Origin of the sequence: Williamsia muralis NBRC 105860 (assembly GCF_001598915.1) — a bacterium.
Taxonomy (GTDB): Bacteria; Actinomycetota; Actinomycetes; order Mycobacteriales; family Mycobacteriaceae; genus Williamsia; species Williamsia muralis.
Map to the genome: position 1 here is coordinate 1,022,516 of NZ_BDAP01000001.1, position 18,934 is coordinate 1,041,449.

18 protein-coding genes are annotated in these 18,934 nt (G+C 65.3%); 10 read left to right on the forward strand and 8 right to left on the reverse strand.

Going from position 1 to position 18,934, the window contains the following annotated elements; all coding sequences use genetic code 11:
* The first annotated feature begins 95 nt into the window (after positions 1–95).
* Both purF and purM read left to right on the forward strand, forming a co-directional pair.
* A complete protein-coding gene (gene purF / locus WIMU1_RS04950) occupies positions 96–1,649 on the forward strand; it encodes an amidophosphoribosyltransferase (RefSeq protein ID WP_030173945.1) in 1,554 nt (517 codons plus the stop codon).
* 216 nt (positions 1,650–1,865) lie between these two features.
* Positions 1,866–2,960, forward strand: a complete 1,095-nt coding sequence (gene purM / locus WIMU1_RS04955; protein ID WP_023957310.1) for a phosphoribosylformylglycinamidine cyclo-ligase — start codon at positions 1,866–1,868, stop codon at positions 2,958–2,960.
* A 157-nt stretch (positions 2,961–3,117) separates the two neighbouring features.
* Here purM and WIMU1_RS25740 read toward each other — a convergent pair whose 3' ends face one another.
* From WIMU1_RS25740 to ygfZ, 3 genes are all read right to left on the reverse strand, one after another.
* Positions 3,118–3,297: a DUF3073 domain-containing protein gene (locus WIMU1_RS25740; protein WP_081729715.1), complete on the reverse strand. Its 180-nt coding sequence runs from the start codon at positions 3,295–3,297 to the stop codon at positions 3,118–3,120.
* A 136-nt stretch (positions 3,298–3,433) separates the two neighbouring features.
* The gene (locus WIMU1_RS04960) at positions 3,434–4,072 is read right to left on the reverse strand and encodes an MOSC domain-containing protein (protein WP_120803037.1); all 639 of its coding nucleotides are present in this window, start codon (positions 4,070–4,072) and stop codon (positions 3,434–3,436) included.
* A 58-nt stretch (positions 4,073–4,130) separates the two neighbouring features.
* Complete coding sequence (ygfZ, locus tag WIMU1_RS04965; RefSeq protein ID WP_084247993.1) at positions 4,131–5,255, reverse strand: CAF17-like 4Fe-4S cluster assembly/insertion protein YgfZ; 1,125 nt, start codon at positions 5,253–5,255, stop codon at positions 4,131–4,133.
* A 38-nt stretch (positions 5,256–5,293) separates the two neighbouring features.
* Here ygfZ and WIMU1_RS04970 point away from each other — a divergent pair, with 38 nt between their 5' ends.
* The 5 genes from WIMU1_RS04970 (at position 5,294) to cydC (ending at position 12,311) form a co-directional block, all read left to right on the forward strand.
* Positions 5,294–6,205, forward strand: coding sequence for an aminodeoxychorismate lyase (locus WIMU1_RS04970; protein ID WP_062795342.1), 912 nt, complete (start codon positions 5,294–5,296; stop codon positions 6,203–6,205).
* 128 nt (positions 6,206–6,333) lie between these two features.
* A complete protein-coding gene (locus WIMU1_RS04975; protein WP_062795343.1) occupies positions 6,334–7,851 on the forward strand; it encodes a cytochrome ubiquinol oxidase subunit I in 1,518 nt (505 codons plus the stop codon).
* Between the two features lie 17 nt (positions 7,852–7,868).
* Positions 7,869–8,930: a cytochrome d ubiquinol oxidase subunit II gene (gene cydB, locus WIMU1_RS04980; protein WP_062795344.1), complete on the forward strand. Its 1,062-nt coding sequence runs from the start codon at positions 7,869–7,871 to the stop codon at positions 8,928–8,930.
* Positions 8,927–10,621, forward strand: a complete 1,695-nt coding sequence (gene cydD / locus WIMU1_RS04985; RefSeq protein WP_084247994.1) for a thiol reductant ABC exporter subunit CydD — start codon at positions 8,927–8,929, stop codon at positions 10,619–10,621. Before cydB ends, cydD begins: the two co-directional genes overlap by 4 nt.
* On the forward strand, positions 10,608–12,311 hold the full coding sequence (gene cydC / locus WIMU1_RS04990) for a thiol reductant ABC exporter subunit CydC (protein WP_062795345.1): 1,704 nt from the start codon (positions 10,608–10,610) through the stop codon (positions 12,309–12,311). The genes cydD and cydC overlap by 14 nt, the downstream gene beginning before the upstream one ends.
* Positions 12,312–12,563: 252 nt before the next feature.
* Here cydC and WIMU1_RS04995 read toward each other — a convergent pair whose 3' ends face one another.
* Entirely contained in the window at positions 12,564–12,881 is a 318-nt protein-coding gene (locus WIMU1_RS04995) for a winged helix-turn-helix transcriptional regulator (protein ID WP_245969283.1), read from the reverse strand.
* 172 nt (positions 12,882–13,053) lie between these two features.
* Between WIMU1_RS04995 and WIMU1_RS05000 the strand changes: the two genes are divergently transcribed.
* Entirely contained in the window at positions 13,054–13,929 is an 876-nt protein-coding gene (locus tag WIMU1_RS05000; RefSeq protein WP_062795346.1) for an NAD-dependent epimerase/dehydratase family protein, read from the forward strand.
* Here the strand turns inward: WIMU1_RS05000 and WIMU1_RS05005 are convergent.
* From WIMU1_RS05005 to WIMU1_RS05020, 4 genes are all read right to left on the reverse strand, one after another.
* Entirely contained in the window at positions 13,926–14,540 is a 615-nt protein-coding gene (locus tag WIMU1_RS05005) for a heme-binding beta-barrel domain-containing protein (protein WP_062795347.1), read from the reverse strand. The two genes, WIMU1_RS05000 and WIMU1_RS05005, sit on opposite strands and share 4 nt — an antisense overlap.
* A gap of 296 nt (positions 14,541–14,836) precedes the next feature.
* Positions 14,837–15,142, reverse strand: a complete 306-nt coding sequence (locus WIMU1_RS05010; protein ID WP_023957291.1) for a DUF1416 domain-containing protein — start codon at positions 15,140–15,142, stop codon at positions 14,837–14,839.
* A 2-nt stretch (positions 15,143–15,144) separates the two neighbouring features.
* The gene (locus WIMU1_RS05015; protein ID WP_023957290.1) at positions 15,145–15,984 is read right to left on the reverse strand and encodes a sulfurtransferase; all 840 of its coding nucleotides are present in this window, start codon (positions 15,982–15,984) and stop codon (positions 15,145–15,147) included.
* Positions 15,985–16,264: 280 nt separating this feature from the next.
* Positions 16,265–17,101, reverse strand: coding sequence for an LmeA family phospholipid-binding protein (locus WIMU1_RS05020; RefSeq protein WP_062795348.1), 837 nt, complete (start codon positions 17,099–17,101; stop codon positions 16,265–16,267).
* Positions 17,102–17,278: 177 nt separating this feature from the next.
* On the opposite strand from WIMU1_RS05020, the gene WIMU1_RS05025 reads away from it, so the two are divergent.
* Both WIMU1_RS05025 and mshD read left to right on the forward strand, forming a co-directional pair.
* Positions 17,279–18,064, forward strand: coding sequence for a winged helix-turn-helix transcriptional regulator (locus WIMU1_RS05025; RefSeq protein ID WP_023957288.1), 786 nt, complete (start codon positions 17,279–17,281; stop codon positions 18,062–18,064).
* Complete coding sequence (mshD, locus tag WIMU1_RS05030; RefSeq protein ID WP_062795349.1) at positions 18,054–18,920, forward strand: mycothiol synthase; 867 nt, start codon at positions 18,054–18,056, stop codon at positions 18,918–18,920. Before WIMU1_RS05025 ends, mshD begins: the two co-directional genes overlap by 11 nt.
* Positions 18,921–18,934 lie beyond the last annotated feature (14 nt).

Below are 18,934 nucleotides of genomic sequence, written 5' to 3' on the forward strand. Positions count from 1 at the left end.
GTGACAGACACACACTCCGGCGATTCGCTAACGCGTTTCGGCTGCCCGTAGACTTGAGCCCACGCCCTCCACCAGCCCACCTCATGGGAGTGCCAGTGACCGAGCTGTCGATCAACAGCAAGAACCTGTTAGACGCCGACGAGCCTGAGAACGAGCCACGCGAAGAATGTGGCGTGTTCGGTGTCTGGGCACCCGGTGAGGATGTTGCAAAGCTCACCTATTACGGCCTGTATGCCTTGCAACACAGAGGCCAGGAGGCTGCGGGCATCGCCGTGGCCGACGGCTCGCAGGTCTTGGTGTTCAAAGACCTGGGGCTCGTCTCGCAGGTGTTCGACGAGCAGACCCTCGGCGCCATGCAGGGCCACGTGGCCATCGGCCACTGTCGCTACAGCACCACCGGATCCACCACCTGGGAGAACTCCCAGCCCATCTTCCGTACCACCGCCGCGGGCACAGGCGTGGCGCTCGGTCACAACGGAAACCTCGTCAACACCTCCGACCTGGCCAGCAAGGCCCGTGATTTCGGGTTGATGGATTCGCGTCGCGCCGGCGGCGCCACCTCGGATTCCGACGTCGTCGGGGCGCTACTGGCCCATGGCGCGGCGGATTCGACCATCGAGCAGGCCGCGATGGAGTTGCTCCCGACCCTTCGGGGTGCGTTCTGCTTGACCTTCATGGACGAGCACACGCTGTACGCGGCGCGCGATCCGCACGGCGTCCGGCCACTGTGCCTCGGTCGTCTCGACCGTGGGTGGGTGGTGGCGTCCGAGACCGCGGCCCTCGACATCGTCGGCGCGTCCTACGTCCGTGAGATCGAGCCGGGCGAACTGCTCGCCATCGACGCCGACGGCGTCCGCAGCTCGCGCTTCGCCGAGGCCACGCCCAAGGGTTGCGTCTTCGAATACGTCTACCTCGCCCGGCCCGACAGCGTCATCAACGGACGCTCGGTGCACACCACCCGGGTGGAGATCGGTCGCCGGCTGGCGCGCGAGTTCCCGGCCGAGGGCGACCTCGTCATCCCCGTACCCGAATCGGGCACACCTGCCGCGGTCGGATACGCCCAGGAATCAGGCATCCCCTACGGCCAGGGGCTGATGAAGAACGCCTACGTGGGACGCACCTTCATCCAGCCGTCGCAGACCATCCGTCAGCTGGGCATCCGGCTCAAACTCAACCCTCTCAAAGAGGTCATCCGCGGGAAACGGCTTGTGGTCGTGGACGATTCGATCGTCCGCGGTAACACGCAGCGCGCGTTGATCCGAATGCTCCGCGAGGCAGGCGCGGCCGAGGTGCACGTGCGTATCGCATCGAGCCCCGTGCGCTGGCCGTGCTTCTACGGCATCGACTTCGCATCGCCCGCCGAACTGATCGCCAACGGCACGGACTCCGAAGAGCATCTGGTGGAAGGTGTCCGGCACGCCATCGGCGCAGACTCCCTCGGCTACATCAGTACCGACGAGATGATCGCCGCCACCGAGCAGCCCGCCGACAACCTCTGCGCCGCATGCTTCACCGGTGAGTACCCGATCGAGCTGCCCAAGGAGACATCCATGGGCAAGGCGGTTCTCGAGACGATGCTCAAGAATGCCGCGACGGGCTCCGACGTGCTCGCCGACAACGACAACGTGAGCGCGATCCGCCGGCCCTAGGCCGCCGTCACCGTTCCCGGTCGCGAGTCATCCCTGGCGTGAGGATGACTCGGTACCCCGTCGAGTGTCCGCCTTGCGCAGTTCCCCGTTGTCCGCCGATGTAGGCAATGCACGTCGCCAGAACTCATCGGGTGCACCTCGGGTAGCGTGAGACCGGATTATTCGCCACCACGGCAGCCCCGGCTGCCGGACTTCGAGAACGGGAACCACACGCCGATGACCGACAACGAGCCCAGCAACGCCTCATATGCTGCGGCGGGAGTGGACATCGATGCCGGTGAGCGAGCAGTGGAGCTGTTCGCCCCGCACGCAAAGCGCACGCTGCGTCCCGAGGTCATGGGTGGACTCGGAGGCTTTGCCGGCCTGTTCAAGCTCAAGGGCGGCTACCGCGAGCCGGTTCTCGCGTCGTCCACCGACGGTGTGGGAACAAAGATCGCGGTGGCACAGGCCATGGGCAAGCACGACACCCTCGGTCGCGATCTCGTGGCGATGGTGGTCGACGACCTCGTCGTCTGCGGTGCCGAACCGCTGTTCCTCCAGGACTACATCGCCGTCGGCAAGGTTGTGCCCGAGGTCGTCGCAGAGTTGGTCAAGGGAATCGCCGATGGTTGCGTCGAGGCCGGGTGTGCGCTGCTCGGCGGCGAGACGGCCGAACACCCGGGTCTGATGGCAGAGGGCGACTACGACCTGTCTGCCACCGGCGTGGGCATCGTCGAGGCCGACGCAGTGCTCTCGCCGGACCGCGTGCGGCCCGGTGACGTCGTGATCGCGATGGGCAGCAGCGGCCTGCACTCGAACGGATACTCGCTGGCGCGCAAGGTGTTGCTCGAGTGGGGTCACATGGACCTCGGCGGGCACGTCGAAGAGTTCGAGCGCACACTCGGCGAAGAGTTGCTGGAGCCCACCCGTATCTACGCCAAGGACTGCCTCGCCCTGGCTGCGGAGACCGACGTCCGGACGTTCTCACACGTCACCGGTGGCGGGTTGGCCGACAACCTGGCCCGCGTCATCCCCAGCGGCCTGGTCGCAGAACTCGACCGCGGCACCTGGTCGCCGGCGCCGATCTTCCAGATGATCGCCCAGCGCGGACGCGTGGAGCGTATCGAGATGGAACGGACCTTCAACATGGGCGTCGGGATGGTCGCCGTCGTGGCGCCCGAAGACACCGACCGCGCACTGGCCGTCCTGACCGCTCGCCACCTGGATTGCTGGGTGCTGGGATCGATCAAGAAGTCCCACACGACAAGCCCAGGGGATCACAAGAAGAAGACCGGGGTTGCCGAGCTGATGGGCGAGCACCCGCGGTTCTAGACCCGGAAGGGAGCGGCGGCCTGATCGGGGATGTGCCCGATCAGGATTGCGACCCGATCACGGATATGCCGAGTGGCCCGCCCTGACCGGGAGTCGCCTCAGGGGGTTGTCAAGAGTGGTGGTTCGAACCAGATGGCCCGAACCCCCGGCTCGCCTGTCAGGCTCGCCGCCAACTCTCCTCATCGGACCACCGATCGTCCGTGAACCCATCGTTCGGTTCAGCGGAATCGCCACCCGACAGCTCTCGCTGCAAGCTGTCGAAGTCGGTGTTCGGTGAGCTGTACTTAAGTTCACGAGCAACTTTAGTTTGCTTCGCCTTCGCCCGGCCGCGGCCCATAGGGGACCCCCTCGCGCAATGAAGGGGCGGCCAAACACGTGGCGGCCCCATTCTGTGTTTACAAATATGGTCGTGAAACACAGTCTAGCGTGCTCGCAAGCGTGATGCGGACCGGCTCGTCGGGGGCCCGCTGAATTTACCTGCTCTTCTTGCGAAGCCACCGCTCTGCGTCCCGCACGACCTTTGGCGGAAGACTGTCGGCGGCCAGCAGTTCTACCAAAGCATCACGGTCGGGGCCGGTGATCAGATGCCGAACCAGAACGCCGTGATCCGGCCGGGAAATGACCCTGACCACATCACCCGCTGTCACGGCACCCGGCTGGACCACACGGAGATAACAGCCCACGTCGGCCTGGGCGTTGAAGCGCTTGATCCAGTTCTCCTCCTGCGCCCAGTCGGCGAAGGTGCGACATGGGGTACGCGCAATCGTGACCTCCAGTTCGAGAGTGTCACCGACCTTCCAGCGCTCGCCGATCACTGCATCGGTTGTGGCCACGCCTGCGATCCTGAGGTTCTCGCCGAACCATCCGTACGGCAGCTCTCGATCCAGTTCCGTTGCCCATCGCTGGGCCTCGTCTTCGCTGTAGGCGTAAACAGCCTGATCCAGTCCGCCGTGGTGTTTGACGTCGCAGACATGATCGATGTCGAGGCCGTTCTCGTTCACGTCCACCGGACCGTTGATCGCCCGCTTGTCGATGGCGCTGATCCCGACACCACCCGCCAGGCGATGCTCCTCGTGCACCGCGCACACGGCGAGCACCGCGCCCTCGGCCAAGCTCACCTGCCCCTCAATTTCTCGCTGTGCCGGCCGACCAGGCAGGTACTCACCGTCATCATCTGCCCCTCAATTTCTCGATCGCTGCCCGTCCGGCCTGCACCCGGTCATCAGCCGGCACCGAAGTGGGATCAATGGCTGCGGTGGTGCCGCCGGTCTCGAGGACTGTGTCGGCAGGCACACCCCGCTTGACCAAAGCGAGCGCGATCGGCCCGTACTCGAAGTGTTCGACAACGGTGCCGATCCGACCGACTGCGCGTCCACCCGCGGTGACGGGATCACCGGTGACGGGACGGCTGTCGGCACTGCCGTCGAGGTGGAGCAGGAGCAGTTGCCGGGGAGGTTTGCCGAGATTGTGCACCCGGGCGACGGTCTCCTGACCCCGGTAACACCCCTTGTTCAGGTGCACCGCACCCATCTCGTCCGGCGACCCGATCCAGTTCACCTCATGAGGGATCGCGCGCTCGTCGGTGTCGATGCCCAGCCGGGGTCGCAGAGCCGCGACCCGAAGAGCTTCGTGAGCCCACGAACCTGCAGGGCGCACACCGACCGCGGTCAGGCTCGACCACCACGTGATCAGCTGATCGACCGGGATGACCAGGTCGATGGCCTCGACGGAGGCATGCTCACCGAGAGCAGGCATCACCCGCCAGAACCCGCCGTCGGCCAACGGCCCGGCGTCGTAGACCGATGCCGTCGGGGGTACGCCGAGCAATTGTGCGACGGCACCTCCACGGGTTTGCGGCCCCAGCAGGCTAAGCACCGCCATGTCCGGGCGCCTGACAACCTCGACCTTCGCCCAGAAGACCATCTTCGTCAGGAACGCGGCCAACGGCTCGCCGCGATGCGCCTCGGTGTCGATCCACGTGGTGCCGTCGATGTCGGTCTGGATGAAGTGATCCTCGATCCGGCCGTTGCCGTCGAGGCTGAGGTTCTCCGCGCTGCGTCCGTCCGCGATATCGGTGACGAACTGACTGGAGATGGTGTTGAGCCAACTGAGCCGTTCGTCGCCGGTGAGGGCGATGACGCTGCGATGCGAACGGTCGATCACCACCGCAGAGGTGGTCGCGGCACGTTGCTCGCCGAACGGGTCACCGAAGTGCCACGCCACTGCTTCGTCTGGGGAATTTTCCGGGCCACCGACTGCGCCTGAGGCGCGTAATGAATCCAACAAAACAGTCACGTCATCATCGTACGAGCGTGCTCGCTACTCTTGCCGTCATGGCTCAACCGATCTTGGTGACTGTCGACGGCGCGGTACTCGACCCTGACGTGCCGATCCTGCATGCGGACGACCTTGCTGCGGTCCGAGGCGACGGCATCTTCGAAACCCTGCTCGTCCGCGATGGGCGGGCTCGCGTGGTCGATCTGCATCTGCAGCGGCTCTCGCGCAGCGCCAAGGCGCTCGATCTGCCTGCTCCCGACGAGGAGAAATGGGCCGACGCGATTGCGACTGGTGCCAGGGTCTGGGCGGAGGCCAACGGCAACGCCGAAGGGCTCATGCGGCTGGTCTACTCACGCGGACGGGAGTCGGCACCCGTCGACGCCGCGCCGCCGCGGGACCGCGACGAGACCGGGCTCACCCGTGAGGCGAACGCGGCCACCGAATATCTGACCGTCGGACCCGTTGCCGAACGGGCCGCCAAGGTCCGCGAGAACGGGGTGAAGGTCATCACCGCTCCCCGTGGATACTCGGTCGATCTCGCCGCGGTGGCCCCGTGGCAGTTGCTCGGTGCCAAAACCCTCAGCTATGCCACGAACATGGCTGCGCTGCGGTACGCCGCCGAGCAAGGCGCCGACGACGTCATCTACACCAGCAGCGAGGGCTATGTGCTCGAGAGCCCGCGGTCGACGGTCATCGTGGTCGAAGGAAAACGGTTGATCACACCGCCACCCGAGATCGGCATCCTCAGTGGCACCACCCAGCAGGCCCTGTTCGCCCAGGCCAACAAGGACGGCTGGGAGACCGAGGTTCACGCCCTGCGTCCGGCAGACCTCATCTGTGCCGAATCGGTGTGGTTGGTGTCCAGCATCACGTTGGCCACCCGCGTCATCGAGCTCAATGGTTATTCGATGACGACTCCTGCTCGCCCACAGGACTTTTCGGCTCTGGTAGACCGCGCAATCGGCTGATTCGACCCGCCGTTCGGCATCGGTGAAGGTGCCCGGCGCCACACCGATTTTGCTTGTTCGTCATCTGCGCCCGGGCGTACGCTGCATCTACTACCTCTCGTAGTAGCGACTCGGCGAATGAGGCAAAAATGGACGCTCTTGACGTCTCGCGGTGGCAGTTCGGGATCACCACCGTCTACCACTTCATCCTGGTACCGCTGACGATCGGACTCGCTCCGATGGTTGCGGTGATGCAGACGGTGTGGGTCGTCACCGGCCGCGAGCAGTGGTATCGCGCCACCAAGTTCTTCGGGAAGTTGCTGCTGATCAACTTCGCCCTCGGCGTCGCCACCGGCATCGTCCAGGAGTTCCAATTCGGGATGAACTGGAGCGAGTACAGCAGATTTGTCGGGGACGTGTTCGGCGGTCCGCTGGCGCTCGAAGGCCTCGTCGCCTTCTTCATGGAATCGACATTCTTGGGTCTGTGGATCTTCGGCTGGGATCGCCTGCCGAAGAAGATCCATCTGCTGACGATCTGGATGGTTGCCATCGGCGTCAACGCGTCCGCGTGGTTCATCGTCGCTGCGAACTCGTGGATGCAGCACCCCGTCGGGGCGCAGTGGAACGAGGAAAAGCAACGTCCAGAGCTCAAGAGCCTGTGGGACGTGATGACCAACAGCACCACGTTGGCGGCTTTCCCTCACACCATCGCCGGCGCGTTCCTCACCGCCGGCACCTTCGTCGCGGGGATCGGCTGCTGGTGGATGGTGCGAAACATGCGGCAGGCCAAGCGCTCCAAAGGTGCCGAGGCGGACCGACTGGAGGCCGATGCGCGGACGCTGTACCGCCCGGTGACCCGCTTGGCCCTGTGGGTGATGATCGTCAGCGGCGTGGCCCTCGCCATCACCGGTGACGCGCAGGCCAAGCTCATGTTCGAACAGCAACCGATGAAGATGGCGTCGGCCGAGTCGTTGTGCGAGACCGAAAGCGGTGCAAGCTTTTCCATCCTTGCCATCGGCACCCAGAACAACTGCGAGTCCGTCACGCATCTGATCGAGGTGCCCAAGGCGTTGTCGTTCCTGGCCGACTACGACTTCAACTCCACCCTGCAGGGTGTCGAAGACCTGCAGGCGCAGCACGAGGCGAACTTCGGTCCCGGCAACTACAAGCCGAATCTCTTTGTCACGTACTGGGCGTTCCGTGCCATGATCGGATGGGCCCTCGGCTCGGCGGCGCTGGCTCTTCTCGCACTCTGGTTCACGCGCGGTGGTCGTATCCCCGATTCGAAGCGCTTCGGGACATTTGCCATCTGGATGATCCCGACCCCGTTCTTGGCCAACAGTTCTGGCTGGATCTTCACCGAGATGGGGCGTCAGCCCTGGATGGTGGCACCCAATCCGACGGGTCTGTCGCAGGTGCACCTGACCGTGCAAGAGGGCGTCAGCCGACACTCGGGCTACCTCGTCCTCACGTCGTTGATCATCTTCACCCTCCTCTATGGAGTGCTCGGCCTGATCTGGTTCACGTTGTTGCGCAAGTACACCCGCGAAGGTCCACAACCGTCCGACTCCGGGCCCCCGGTCGGTGGGTCGGGTGACGACGGCGACGGCAGTGGTCGCGACGACGACGACGCCGATGACGTCAAACAACTCTCGTTCGCTTACTGAAAGGCCGAGGTGACGTGATGAGCCTTGCTGAGTTCTGGTTCGCACTCGTCGGAGTGCTGTTCCTCGGCTACTTCGTACTCGAGGGTTTCGACTTCGGGGTCGGGATGCTCATGCCTTTTCTGGGCCGGGCGAAGGACGGGGTGTCCGGGGACACCAGGCGACGGGTCATGCTCAACACCATCGGCCCGGTGTGGGACGGCAACGAGGTGTGGTTGATCACCGGCGGTGGCGCCTTGTTCGCGGCCTTTCCTGCCTGGTACGCAACGATGTTCAGTACCTTCTATCTCCCGTTGCTGCTCATCCTCGTCGGGCTGATCACCCGGGTCGTCTCCATCGAGTGGCGTGGGAAGATCGACGACCCGCGGTGGCGTCGGTGGGCCGACGTCGGGATCGGGCTCGGCTCGTGGCTGCCGGCCGTTCTGTGGGGCGTCGCGTTCGCCAACCTGGTGCGCGGACTTCCCATCGACGGTGAGGAGCAGTTCACCGGCAATATCCTCGACCTGCTGTCTCCGTACGCACTGCTCGGCGGCGCTGCCACCGCCTTGTTGTTCATCACCCACGGCGCGGTGTTCCTGGCGCTCAAGACCGGTGGCGACATGCAGCGTGAGTCCATGAGGACCGCAGCCTGGCTCGCCGTTCCGACCACCATCGTCGCCGCGGTGTGGGGTGTGTGGACCCAGCTGGCCTACGGCAAGGGATGGACGTGGGCGGCACTGGCGGTTGCCGCGGTGGCCGTTGTCGCCGCCACGGCGCTGGCCTGGATGCGAAGGGAGGGATGGGCATTCGTCGCCACCTGCTTCGCCATCTTCGGTGTGGTGGTCCTGATCCTCGGGTCGATGTTCCCCAACGTCATCCCGTCCACCACCGACCCGGCATTCCACATGACCGTTGAGGGGAGTGCCTCGAGTCATCACACATTGGTGGTGATCACGTGGGCGGCAGCGTTCATCACCCCCGTGGTGCTCGCCTATCAGGGCTGGACGTATTGGGTGTTCCGGCAGCGCATCTCGACATCACAGATCCCCCCGTCCATCGGATTGGCACTACGCGAACGAAAAGCCGCCGAGGCACCGAGATGACCGCGTCGGGGCGACGGCGACGGACTAGACCGCCGATCGATCCGCGCCTGTGGAGATACTCACGGACCTCGCGCCGGTACCTGGTGATCACGGTGCTCATGGCCGTGGTGTCGGTCGCGACCGTCATCGTCACCGCGGCGATGGTGGCCTCGATTTTGTCGGAACTGATCGTCTCTCCGGGGCTGCGCAGCCTCGATGCGCAAGCGTCCCATCTGATCTGGCTGGCGGCGTCGGTAGTGGTGCGGGTGGCCGCGACCTACCTCCACGACCGCTACGCCCATCGCGCGGGCGCCCAGGTGATCGCCGAATTGCGCGAGGCGGCCCTGGCCGTGGTGTCAGACCCAGCTCGCACCGCACCGCGTGATCTGCTCACCCGTCGTGAGCGTCTTGCCACCATCCTCACCCGCGGCATCGAGGCGCTGGGGCCGTATCTGACCGGATATGTCCCCGCCCTTGTCCTTTCGGTGGTGGTGATCCCGGTGCTGATCGTGGTGATGGCGATGGCCGACATGACGTCGGCGATCATCGTGGTCATCACACTGCCGCTGATACCGATCTTCATGATCCTCATCGGGGTGATGACCCGCGATCGCACGGCTGACCGGCTGGCGGCGATGAGTCGGCTCTCGTCCCAATTGCTCGACCTCATCGCCGGGATACCCACACTGCGCGCACTGGGGCGCGAGCTGGAGCCGGCCGGTCGTATCGGTGAGTTGGGGCAGGCTCATCGGCGCAGCACCATGAAGGCACTTCGGATCGCCTTCCTGTCGGGTGCGGTGCTGGAATTCCTCGCCACCCTCTGCGTGGCATTGGTCGCCGTGAGCATCGGACTGCGCCTGGTCTTCGGCGACATGGGGCTGTACGGGGGTGTCCTGGCCCTGGTGCTCGCACCGGAGATCTACCTGCCGCTACGGGCCGCGGGGGCTCAGTTCCACAACTCGGAGGCCGGGACGGCCAGCGCTGATGAGATATTCGACATCATCGAGGCGGAATCTGCCGCGCCGACAACAGTCGGCCGGTCGGTACCGGTCGCCGGAGCCGCCATCACCTTGTCCGGCGTCGGCGTCGAAGATCGCGACGGCTGGGCCCCGGACGATGTGACGGCGACCATCCGGCCGGGCCGCCTGACCGTGGTCGTCGGGCCCAACGGGGCAGGGAAATCGACTGTCCTCTCAGCGATCCTGAGACTGCAAGACCTGGACGCCGGCTCCATCCTGATCGGCGACGTGCCGGTGGCCGACTTCGACCGGGAAGCGTTGTGGGAGCAGGTCTCTTGGCTACCACAGCACCCGGTGCTGGTACCGGGCACCGTGAGGGACAACTTTCTCCTCGGTGGGCCGATCTCCGATGCGGATCGCGAAACGGCATGCCGAGCAAGCGGTTTCGACGAAGTGGTCGCCGGCTTGCCGCAGGGGTGGGACACCCAGCTCGGGCACGGGGGAGTGGGGCTGTCGGCGGGTCAGCGGCAACGCCTGGCGCTTGCCCGTGTGCTGGCATCGCCCGCGCCGCTGCTGTTGCTCGATGAACCGACCACTCACCTCGATGCGGTGGCCGAGACCGAGGTGTGCCGGGTGCTGCAGGCACGCGCCCACGCCGGTGACACCGTTGTTGTTGTCGCTCACCGTCCGGCGTTGCTCGCGGCAGCCGACGACGTGGTCGAGATCGGAGCGCATGTCCATGTCCGTCGTTGAGAAGTGGTCGGCGGTGCGTGAGGATCCACTCTGGCGTGCCATGGGTCTACTCGGCCTGCGGAGACAGTTGGTGGCGAAGTCGCTGCTGCTGGGAATGCTCGGTGCCGGTAGCGCGCTGGCGCTTGCCGCGCTGTCGGCATGGTTGATCACTCGCGCCTGGCAGATGCCGCCGGTTCTCTATCTGTCGCTCGCCGTGACAGCTGTGCGAGCGCTCGGCATCTCGCGGGGGCTGTTCCGCTACCTCGAGCGGCTGGCCACACACGATGTGGCCCTCGATGCGATGTCGACTGCGCGCCGCCGACTGTACGTCGCCCTCGCGGGTGGACCGTCTGGTTACTCGGTGGGATTGCGCCGCGGAGAGTTGTTGTCGCGCACAGGTGCCGATGTCGACGAGGTGGGCAATGCCTTGATCCGGGCCCTCATACCCATCGGGGTGTCGATGGTGGTGTCCGGCGCCGCGGTCGTGATCATGGCGTGTGTCTCGTTGTGGGCGGCGGTCGCCTTGGCCGGTTGCCTGCTGATCAGTGGCGCAGTTGCGCCGTGGGGTGCCGCACGCGGTGCTCGCCGTGCCGCAGTGGATGCTGCCGTGGCGCAGGCGCGCAGCGCCGAGGCGATGATGAATCTGCTCGATCACGGATCCGAGCTGGCTGTGACACGTCGTCGCGCAGAGGTGTTGACCGACTTGGCATCTGCCGAGGCCGATGCCCGCAGCGCAACCGACCGTGGAGCCCGGCAGAGCGCATGGGCGGCGGCCGCCACACCACTTGCCGTCGGGGTCGCGGTGATCGTGGCGGCGCTGATCGGCATCGGCATGGCTGATTCGGTGTCCCCGATGACGCTGGGCGTTCTGATCCTCTTGCCCCTGAGTGCTTTCGACTCCACCAGCACCATGACCGACGCTGCGATGACACTGTCGCGCAGCCGCCTTGCGGCGCGGCGGATCATGACCCTCGTCGACCGCGCGCACGACTACCGAAACGCGCGCCCGAACCGGTCGACTGCGCTGCCGCCCGGGCACCTGACGGTCCGTGGCTTGCGATGGGGGTGGCCCGGCGGGGCGGTGTTCGGCGGGTCTGCCGGCCTGGACCTGGACGTGGAACCGGGGTCCAGGATCGCCCTCGTGGGTCCGAGTGGCTGTGGGAAGTCCACACTCTTGCTGACGTTGGCCGGTTTGTTGGAGCCGGTGTCGGGAACCGTCACCGTTTCGAGTAAGAATGATTCGGACCCAAGATATTTCGCGGAGAACGGTCACGTTTTCACCACCAGTGTCCGCGAGAACCTGCTCGTCTCACGCGGGGACGCGACCGACGAGGTGCTGATGTCGGCGTTGGCATCCGTCGGCCTCGACACCTGGGTCGGTGGATTGCCGGATGGGCTCGACACGATCCTCGAAGGAGGTGCGGACGCCATCAGCGGGGGACAGCGGAGACGGCTGCTCGTGGCGCGCGCCCTGATCAACCCCTCGCCGGTGCTGCTCATCGACGAACCCGGCGAAAATCTCGACCGTGCCGATGCGGACAGAGTGCAGGCCGGACTCCTCGATGTCGGTGGCGGGCTCGTCGACCGTGAACGCGCGGTCGTTGTTGTCTCGCACCGACTACCGGCCTCTCATCGTGCCGACAGGGTCATCGATCTGGGGGCGAATTCGCTACGAGAAAAAGCGGTTGCCGACCTATCGAACCGGGGGTAACTTCGTCCGTACACGAGGAAGGAGGTGGTCTGAAGTTGAATTCTTGGACACGTGAGGTGACCATCAGCTAACGGCCGTTTCGGTGGATTGGCCCGATCGGGATCGCACATCGGTTGCGTCCCAGCGGTCGTCAGCTGAATCCACAATGGTCACCGGACCCCCGCACCTCGGCCTTGTCCAGGCCGAGAGAGCCCGCTGAGAAGTGGGTGGTGCGGGGGTCTATCCATTTCTCCGGCGTTCCTTGTCGGAGGTTCAGGCGGTTTGCTTCGAATCGGCAGCCGAGCGCGCCTCGATGATCCGATGGCAGTTGGTCTCGGACCACTCGCGGATCGCGTCGACGGGACCCATCAGAGACAGGCCGAGGTCGGTCAGCTGGTACTCCACCCGCGGCGGGATCTCCGCATAGACCGTGCGGGTCACGAGGCCGTCACGCTCGAGGGCGCGGAGCGTCTGGGTGAGCACCTTGGGTGTCACCACACCGATCATGTCCCGCAGAACCGTGAAGCGAACCGGCCCCGGTCGCAGCCCCATCAGCACGAGCAGAGTCCACCGGTCACTGAGTCGTTCCACGACGGTTCTGCTCGGGCAGTTCGGCTTGAGTACATCGGGCGGGGGTGAGGTGCGCGCGGTCTTGTCGCCCTCTTGCTGGATGCTTTCCACGGGGTAAGTTAAGCACGTTGAAGTCATCAGTTTCCAGCAGATACCGTCCTGCTCACAGTCATAAACTGATGAAAGGACGACCATGAACATCGCCTTGACCGGAGCGACCGGCTATATCGGAGGCGCTGTCCTCGACGCGCTCATCGAGGGTGGCACGACGGTGGCTGCTGTGGTGCGATCGGACGCAGCCGCTGACACCGTACGGGCCAAAGGTGCCGAGCCCGTCGTGATGGACCTGACCGACAGGGGAGCGTTGCGCCGTGTGTTGGCCCAGGCGGATGGAGCCGTTCACGCGGCGAGCCCGGGTGATGCGACCAGTGCCGACGTGGACTCCGCTGTCGTCGACGCCGTGATCGAGGAGTTCTCGGGAACAGCCAAACCGTATGTCCACACCAGCGGTATCTGGCTGTGGGGGTCGCACCCCGACATCACAGAGGATTCACCGTTGGATCCGCCGGCGATCGTGGCCTGGCGGGTGGAGCGGGAAGACCGTCTTCTCGACTCGTCCGTCGCCGCGACGGTCATTGCCCCCGGCGTCGTCCATGGTGAGGGTGGTGGCATCGCCAACCTGCTCGTCGATGCGCCGGCCGCCGCTGGAACAGATGGTCTGAGCCTGATCGGTGATGGCACGCAACACTGGGGTCTGGTGCACGTGCGCGACCTTGCCGCGCTCTATGTGCTTGCGTTACAGACCAATCCGGGTGGCCGAGTGATCGGTGTGAGTCACACGGCCACAGTTGGTGACCTGGCTGCTGCGGCGCACCCACATGCTCGACTTGTTGCGGCAACGGTCGACGAGACCCGGGCACGGCTCGGTGGGGACTTCGCCGATGCCCTGTTGCTCGATCAGCGGGTGGGCTCGGGCCTGCGCGCGAGAGATCTCGGCTGGCGTCCTCAGCGTGCGTCGCTGTCGGATGAGCTGGCGAACGGCTATCGGGCGGCGAACGTCGGCATCTAGCCGGCGTAGCGGCGCAGTTTGGCCGATGCGCGGGGAACGAGGTCGCCGTCCGCGTCGACCCGTTCCTCGACGTAGGCGAGATCGCCGTCCTCGACGAGGCCGTACAGACGTTTGGCGCCTCCGGCACGAGGGCCCGACGCAGCTTTGATCACGACGTCGGTGGCCAATTCCCACGATGTCTGATTGAGCGGCTTGCCGTAGAACAGTTCCACCCAGCCCTCGGCATGGGTGAGGAGGAGTTCGATGACGTCGTCTTCGCCGATTCGCCAGAACCCGGCCTCGCGCTCGCCAGGGCCGACGTAGTTGGCGTCCGCGTCGATGACCCAGGTGCGCGATTGCCAGACAAGGTAGTTGCCGCCGTCGTGGCTGATGACGACCTGCTGGCCGAAGTGGTGGTCACCGTTCTCGGGGTCGTAGCCTTCCCCTTCGCCGCGCCACACACCGACCATGGGTAGGAGCGCCAACAGCCCGGGATGCAGGTCAGGGCCCTGACGCAGGTTGGCCGTGTCGTCCGGCAGCGGCAGATCGGGCAGTGACGGGACGTTACGCGCTGCGGTTTCCTGCGCGCGGATCGCCGCCTGATTGATCGCTTCGTCGCCCGAACGGGTCACGATTCGTCAGTGACCAGCCGGTAGAGGACGTACAGGCCAAACCAGGAAATCAGGATGGTTGCCAGCACCAGCAACGCTTCGAAGAATATGACCACCAGAGCATTCTAGCTCGCGATGATGGGCGGGTGCGTGTGGGGATTCCCTCAATCTGGCCGCGTGCGTGAGTGCACACAGATCGGTCAGTACGGTCACATCCGGCCACGGTCGCGCGAGTTGTGTGCACGGAGGCACACGGCAGTCGAGAAAGAAGCCCGGCCCGCCTCGAGAGGCGGGCCGGGCTCGTCGGATCCGACCTTCTACTTGCTGACGGTCACGTTCTGCTCGTGCACGCCGGGGCCCTCCGGGCTCACGGTGGCATCACCGTTGCCGATGGACGAGAGCGCACGCAACGACCACGTGCCGGGAGCGGCGAAGAACCGGAAGTCACCGGTACCGCTGGCGACCACCTCTGCGGTGAACTCGCCGGTGTTGTCGAGGAGGCGGACGAACGCGCCGGCAACGGGGTTGCCGTCGGTGTCGACGACCTGACCTGTCAACACTGTTTCTTTTTCGGTATCGACACCGGCGGGCATCTTCTGTCCCTGTTTAGGCGCAGCACACATGATTACTTGCTCTCTCCCAGTTCGATCGGGGCGCCGACGAGTGAGCCGTATTCGACCCAGCTGCCGTCGTAGTTCTTGACGTTCTTCTTGCCGAGGAGCTGATCGAGCACGAACCAGGTGTGGCTCGAGCGCTCACCGATGCGGCAGTAGGCGATGGTCTCTTTGCTGTCGTCGAAACCCTTTTCGGCGTACAGCTTTTCGAGGTCATCGTCCGCCTTGAAGGTGCCGTCCTCGTTGGCGGTGGTGCTCCACGGGATGTTGATCGCGCCCGGGACATGGCCACGCTGCTGGGCCTGCTCCTGCGGCAGGTGAGCGGGAGCGAGGATCTTGCCCGAGAACTCGTCGGGGCTGCGCACGTCGACCAGGTTCTTGCTGCCGATGGCGTTGATGACCTCGTCGCGGAATGCGCGGATGCTCGTGTCCGGCGCGGATGCGGTGTACGTGGTGGCCGGGCGGGTCACCTCGTCGGTCGACAGCGGACGGCCGTCGAGCTCCCACTTCTTGCGGCCGCCGTCGATGAGCTTGACGTCCTTGTGGCCGTAGAGCTTGAAGTACCAGTAGGCGTAGGCAGCGAACCAGTTGTTGTTGCCGCCGTAGAGAACAACGGTGTCGTCGTTGGAGACGCCCTTGGCCGACAACAACTCCGAGAACTGCTCCTGGTTCAGGAAGTCGCGGCGAACGCCGTCCTGCAGGTCTTTGCGCCAGTCGAGGCGGATGGCGCCTTCGATGTGTCCGCCTTCGTAAGCGGTGGTGTCCTCGTCGACCTCGATGAAGACGGTCTTGTCTGCTTTCAGGTTCTGCTCAGCCCAGTCGGCGCTGACCAGGACGTCGGAGCGAGCCATGGTTTTCCTTTCGTGGTGGATGCGGCATCGAGAAGCGATCCGCAGTAGATACAACTGTGGTGGTGCTCAGAGGATGAAGCTTGGGGGTGGTGCTGGGGGCGTGATGAATCGCTGGAGCGAAGAACGCGAACCAGGGGCACGCCGGACGTGCGGGACGCGGAAGATCTCGGAACGGCCCGCCGGTTACCGGCTCAGACAGCAACAATTGGCGATACGACAGAAGTCGATCGCCCGACGGCGGGTGAGCATCAACTCACAGCCCAGTTGCATGGCCGACAGCTTACCGCAGCGTGCGACCACTCCGAGATGGCCCTTGCCAGAAGTCCTGGGCGGTTGCGGCCAACGGCGCGGGCTCGGCCTCGAGCACCACATCGCTGCCCTGTGAGGCCGCCTTCACCGCCGGCATCGACCACGGAAGCGGCAGTACCGGAAGCGTCTTGGTGAACTGGGCGAGCACCATCGGCTCGGCCCCGGACGGAACGTCGGACTCCACGTGCTCGGCGGGACCGGAGTAGAGGTTGCGGGCATCGATGTGAAGAGCACCTCCACGTACGGACAGATCAACCGCGACGCTCACCTTTTCGCGGCGTTGCGCGGAACTGTGACCGGAATTACGCGGATCGCTCACATTGACCGTCCCGGTCAAGATGACGCCGGTGCTGGTCGAGAGGATCCCGTCGCCCGGACCACCACCGCCGGCCTTGTCTTCGGGCGCCGGCGTGGTGACGGTGAGGTCGATGATGCCGAGGAACCGGCCGAGGTTGACCGAGTCGATCTTGAGGGACGCGGTGGCCTTGTCCGCAGTCAGTTCGGTGTTCTGTCCGATGACCCATTCGCCGTCTGCTCGGCGCACGTCGGACAGCTTCGACCGCAGGTCGCCCCGGCGCCCATCGCCCAGGTCAGCGCCCCGCGCAGTGATACCGATCTGGTCGTACGAGTCGCCGGCGGCCTGGTCGACGAAGGGAAAACCGGAGATGGTGATCTCGGGGTCGAACTCGAGGTCGGAAGCCTCCCGCAACGCGGTGGAATAGCGGTACTCTGCGTAGGCCGCGGATGCGAAATCGGCGATCGTGGCGACCAAGAGGGTGATGAGCACACCGACTGCCAGCTTGCGCAACGATTCCCCTCTGTAATGGACTCAGTCCATCCGGCGACGCGGCCGGCGACCGCCGGTGGAGACTCCCGCTGGGGACTTGTTAACGGGTAACGACCGATATGACGCTATTCTGTCATCTATCTCGCACACGTTGGTAAGGCAGCGTACATATACGAATAATCGAGATCGGAGTGGTTTGTGGATCTCTTGTTACTGACAGCCGATCCCACCCCTGAGTCTGTATTGCCGTCGTTGTCACTGCTGGCTCATACCGTTCGAGTGGCGCCCACCGAGGTGTCCTCATTGATGGAAGCCGGAAACGCAGATGTAGCCATCGTTGATGCGCGTTCTGACCTTGCCGCCGCGCGCGGCCTGTGCCGACTGCTGGGGAGTACGGGTTCATCGGTCCCTGTGGTCGCGGTGCTGACCGAGGGCGGCCTGGTGGCCGTCAACTCCGAATGGGGCCTCGACGACTTCCTGCTGCCCGATACCGGTCCGGCCGAACTCGATGCGCGCCTGCGCCTTCTGGTCGTGCGCACCCGAGGCGTCACCGCCGAGGAGGCCAGTGGAAAGGTCACCCTCGGTGACCTGGTGATCGACGAGGGCACCTACACGGCACGGCTACGTGGGCGCCCGCTCGACCTGACCTACAAGGAGTTCGAACTCCTGAAGTACCTCGCGCAGAACGCCGGTCGCGTATTCACCCGAGCTCAGCTGCTTCAAGAGGTGTGGGGATACGACTTCTTCGGCGGCACCCGCACGGTCGACGTGCACGTCCGTCGTCTCCGCGCCAAACTCGGCAGCGAGTACGAGTCGTTGATCGGTACCGTCCGAAACGTGGGCTACAAGGCGGTGCGTCCCAGCCGGGGCGGTCGCGGTGGCGGCGAGACCTCCACCGACAACGGAGATCTCGACGATCTGGGTGGATCGGACGAGGTCGAGTTCCCGGACCCGGAACTGAGTTCGAGCGCCAATGGTGGCTGACGTCGGGCCTGTCCACGACCTCTTGACTGCCGCCGCCCGCGCTGACGGTGTCGCGCCGTTGGGCGAGCAGGCGGTGGCCGTCATCGGCCGCGAGGGTGTCAAGGAGTTCACCGTCTCATCCGGCGACACCGTCGTCGGGTATGCGAACGTCACCCCTGCCCGAGAGGGCGAACCGGCGATGATCGAGCTGGCGGTGCACCCCGAACACCGCCGCCGCGGTCACGGGAAACGGCTGCTGACAACAACTCTCGAGCACGTGCCCGACAACCGTCGGGTGTGGGCGCATGGGAATCTGCCCGCCGCGCAGGCGCTCGCGGCTTCACTGGGACTCACTGCCCGGCGCGAGCTGCTGCAGTTGCGACGGCCTCTGGCCGGGGCCGAACTCCCGTCGCTCACCGTGCCCGACGACCTTGTTCTGCGAACGTACGCGGGGCCCTCGGACGACGCGGAGATCTTGAGGGTCAACAACGTGGCCTTCGAGTGGCATCCGGAGCAGGGCGGTTGGAGCACCGACGAGATCACCGCGCGAACGGGCGCCGACTGGTTTGACCCCGCGGGGTTGTTCCTCGTGTTCGATGCGTCCGATCCTCACACCTTGCTGGGCTTCCACTGGACAAAGGTGCACCCTGCCGAGGGTGACACCCCCGCACTGGGAGAGGTGTACATCGTCGGCGTCGACGCCACCGCCCAGGGACGAGGTCTGGGACGATTGCTCACCCTGGCCGGCCTGCACCATCTCCAGCAGCGCGGACTCGCGGAGGTCGAACTCTACGTCGAGGGCGACAACAAGGCTGCGCTCAACACCTACGCCAAACTGGGGTTCACCCAGTTCGCGATCGACGTCGCATACGGCTGAGTGCCGACCTGGGC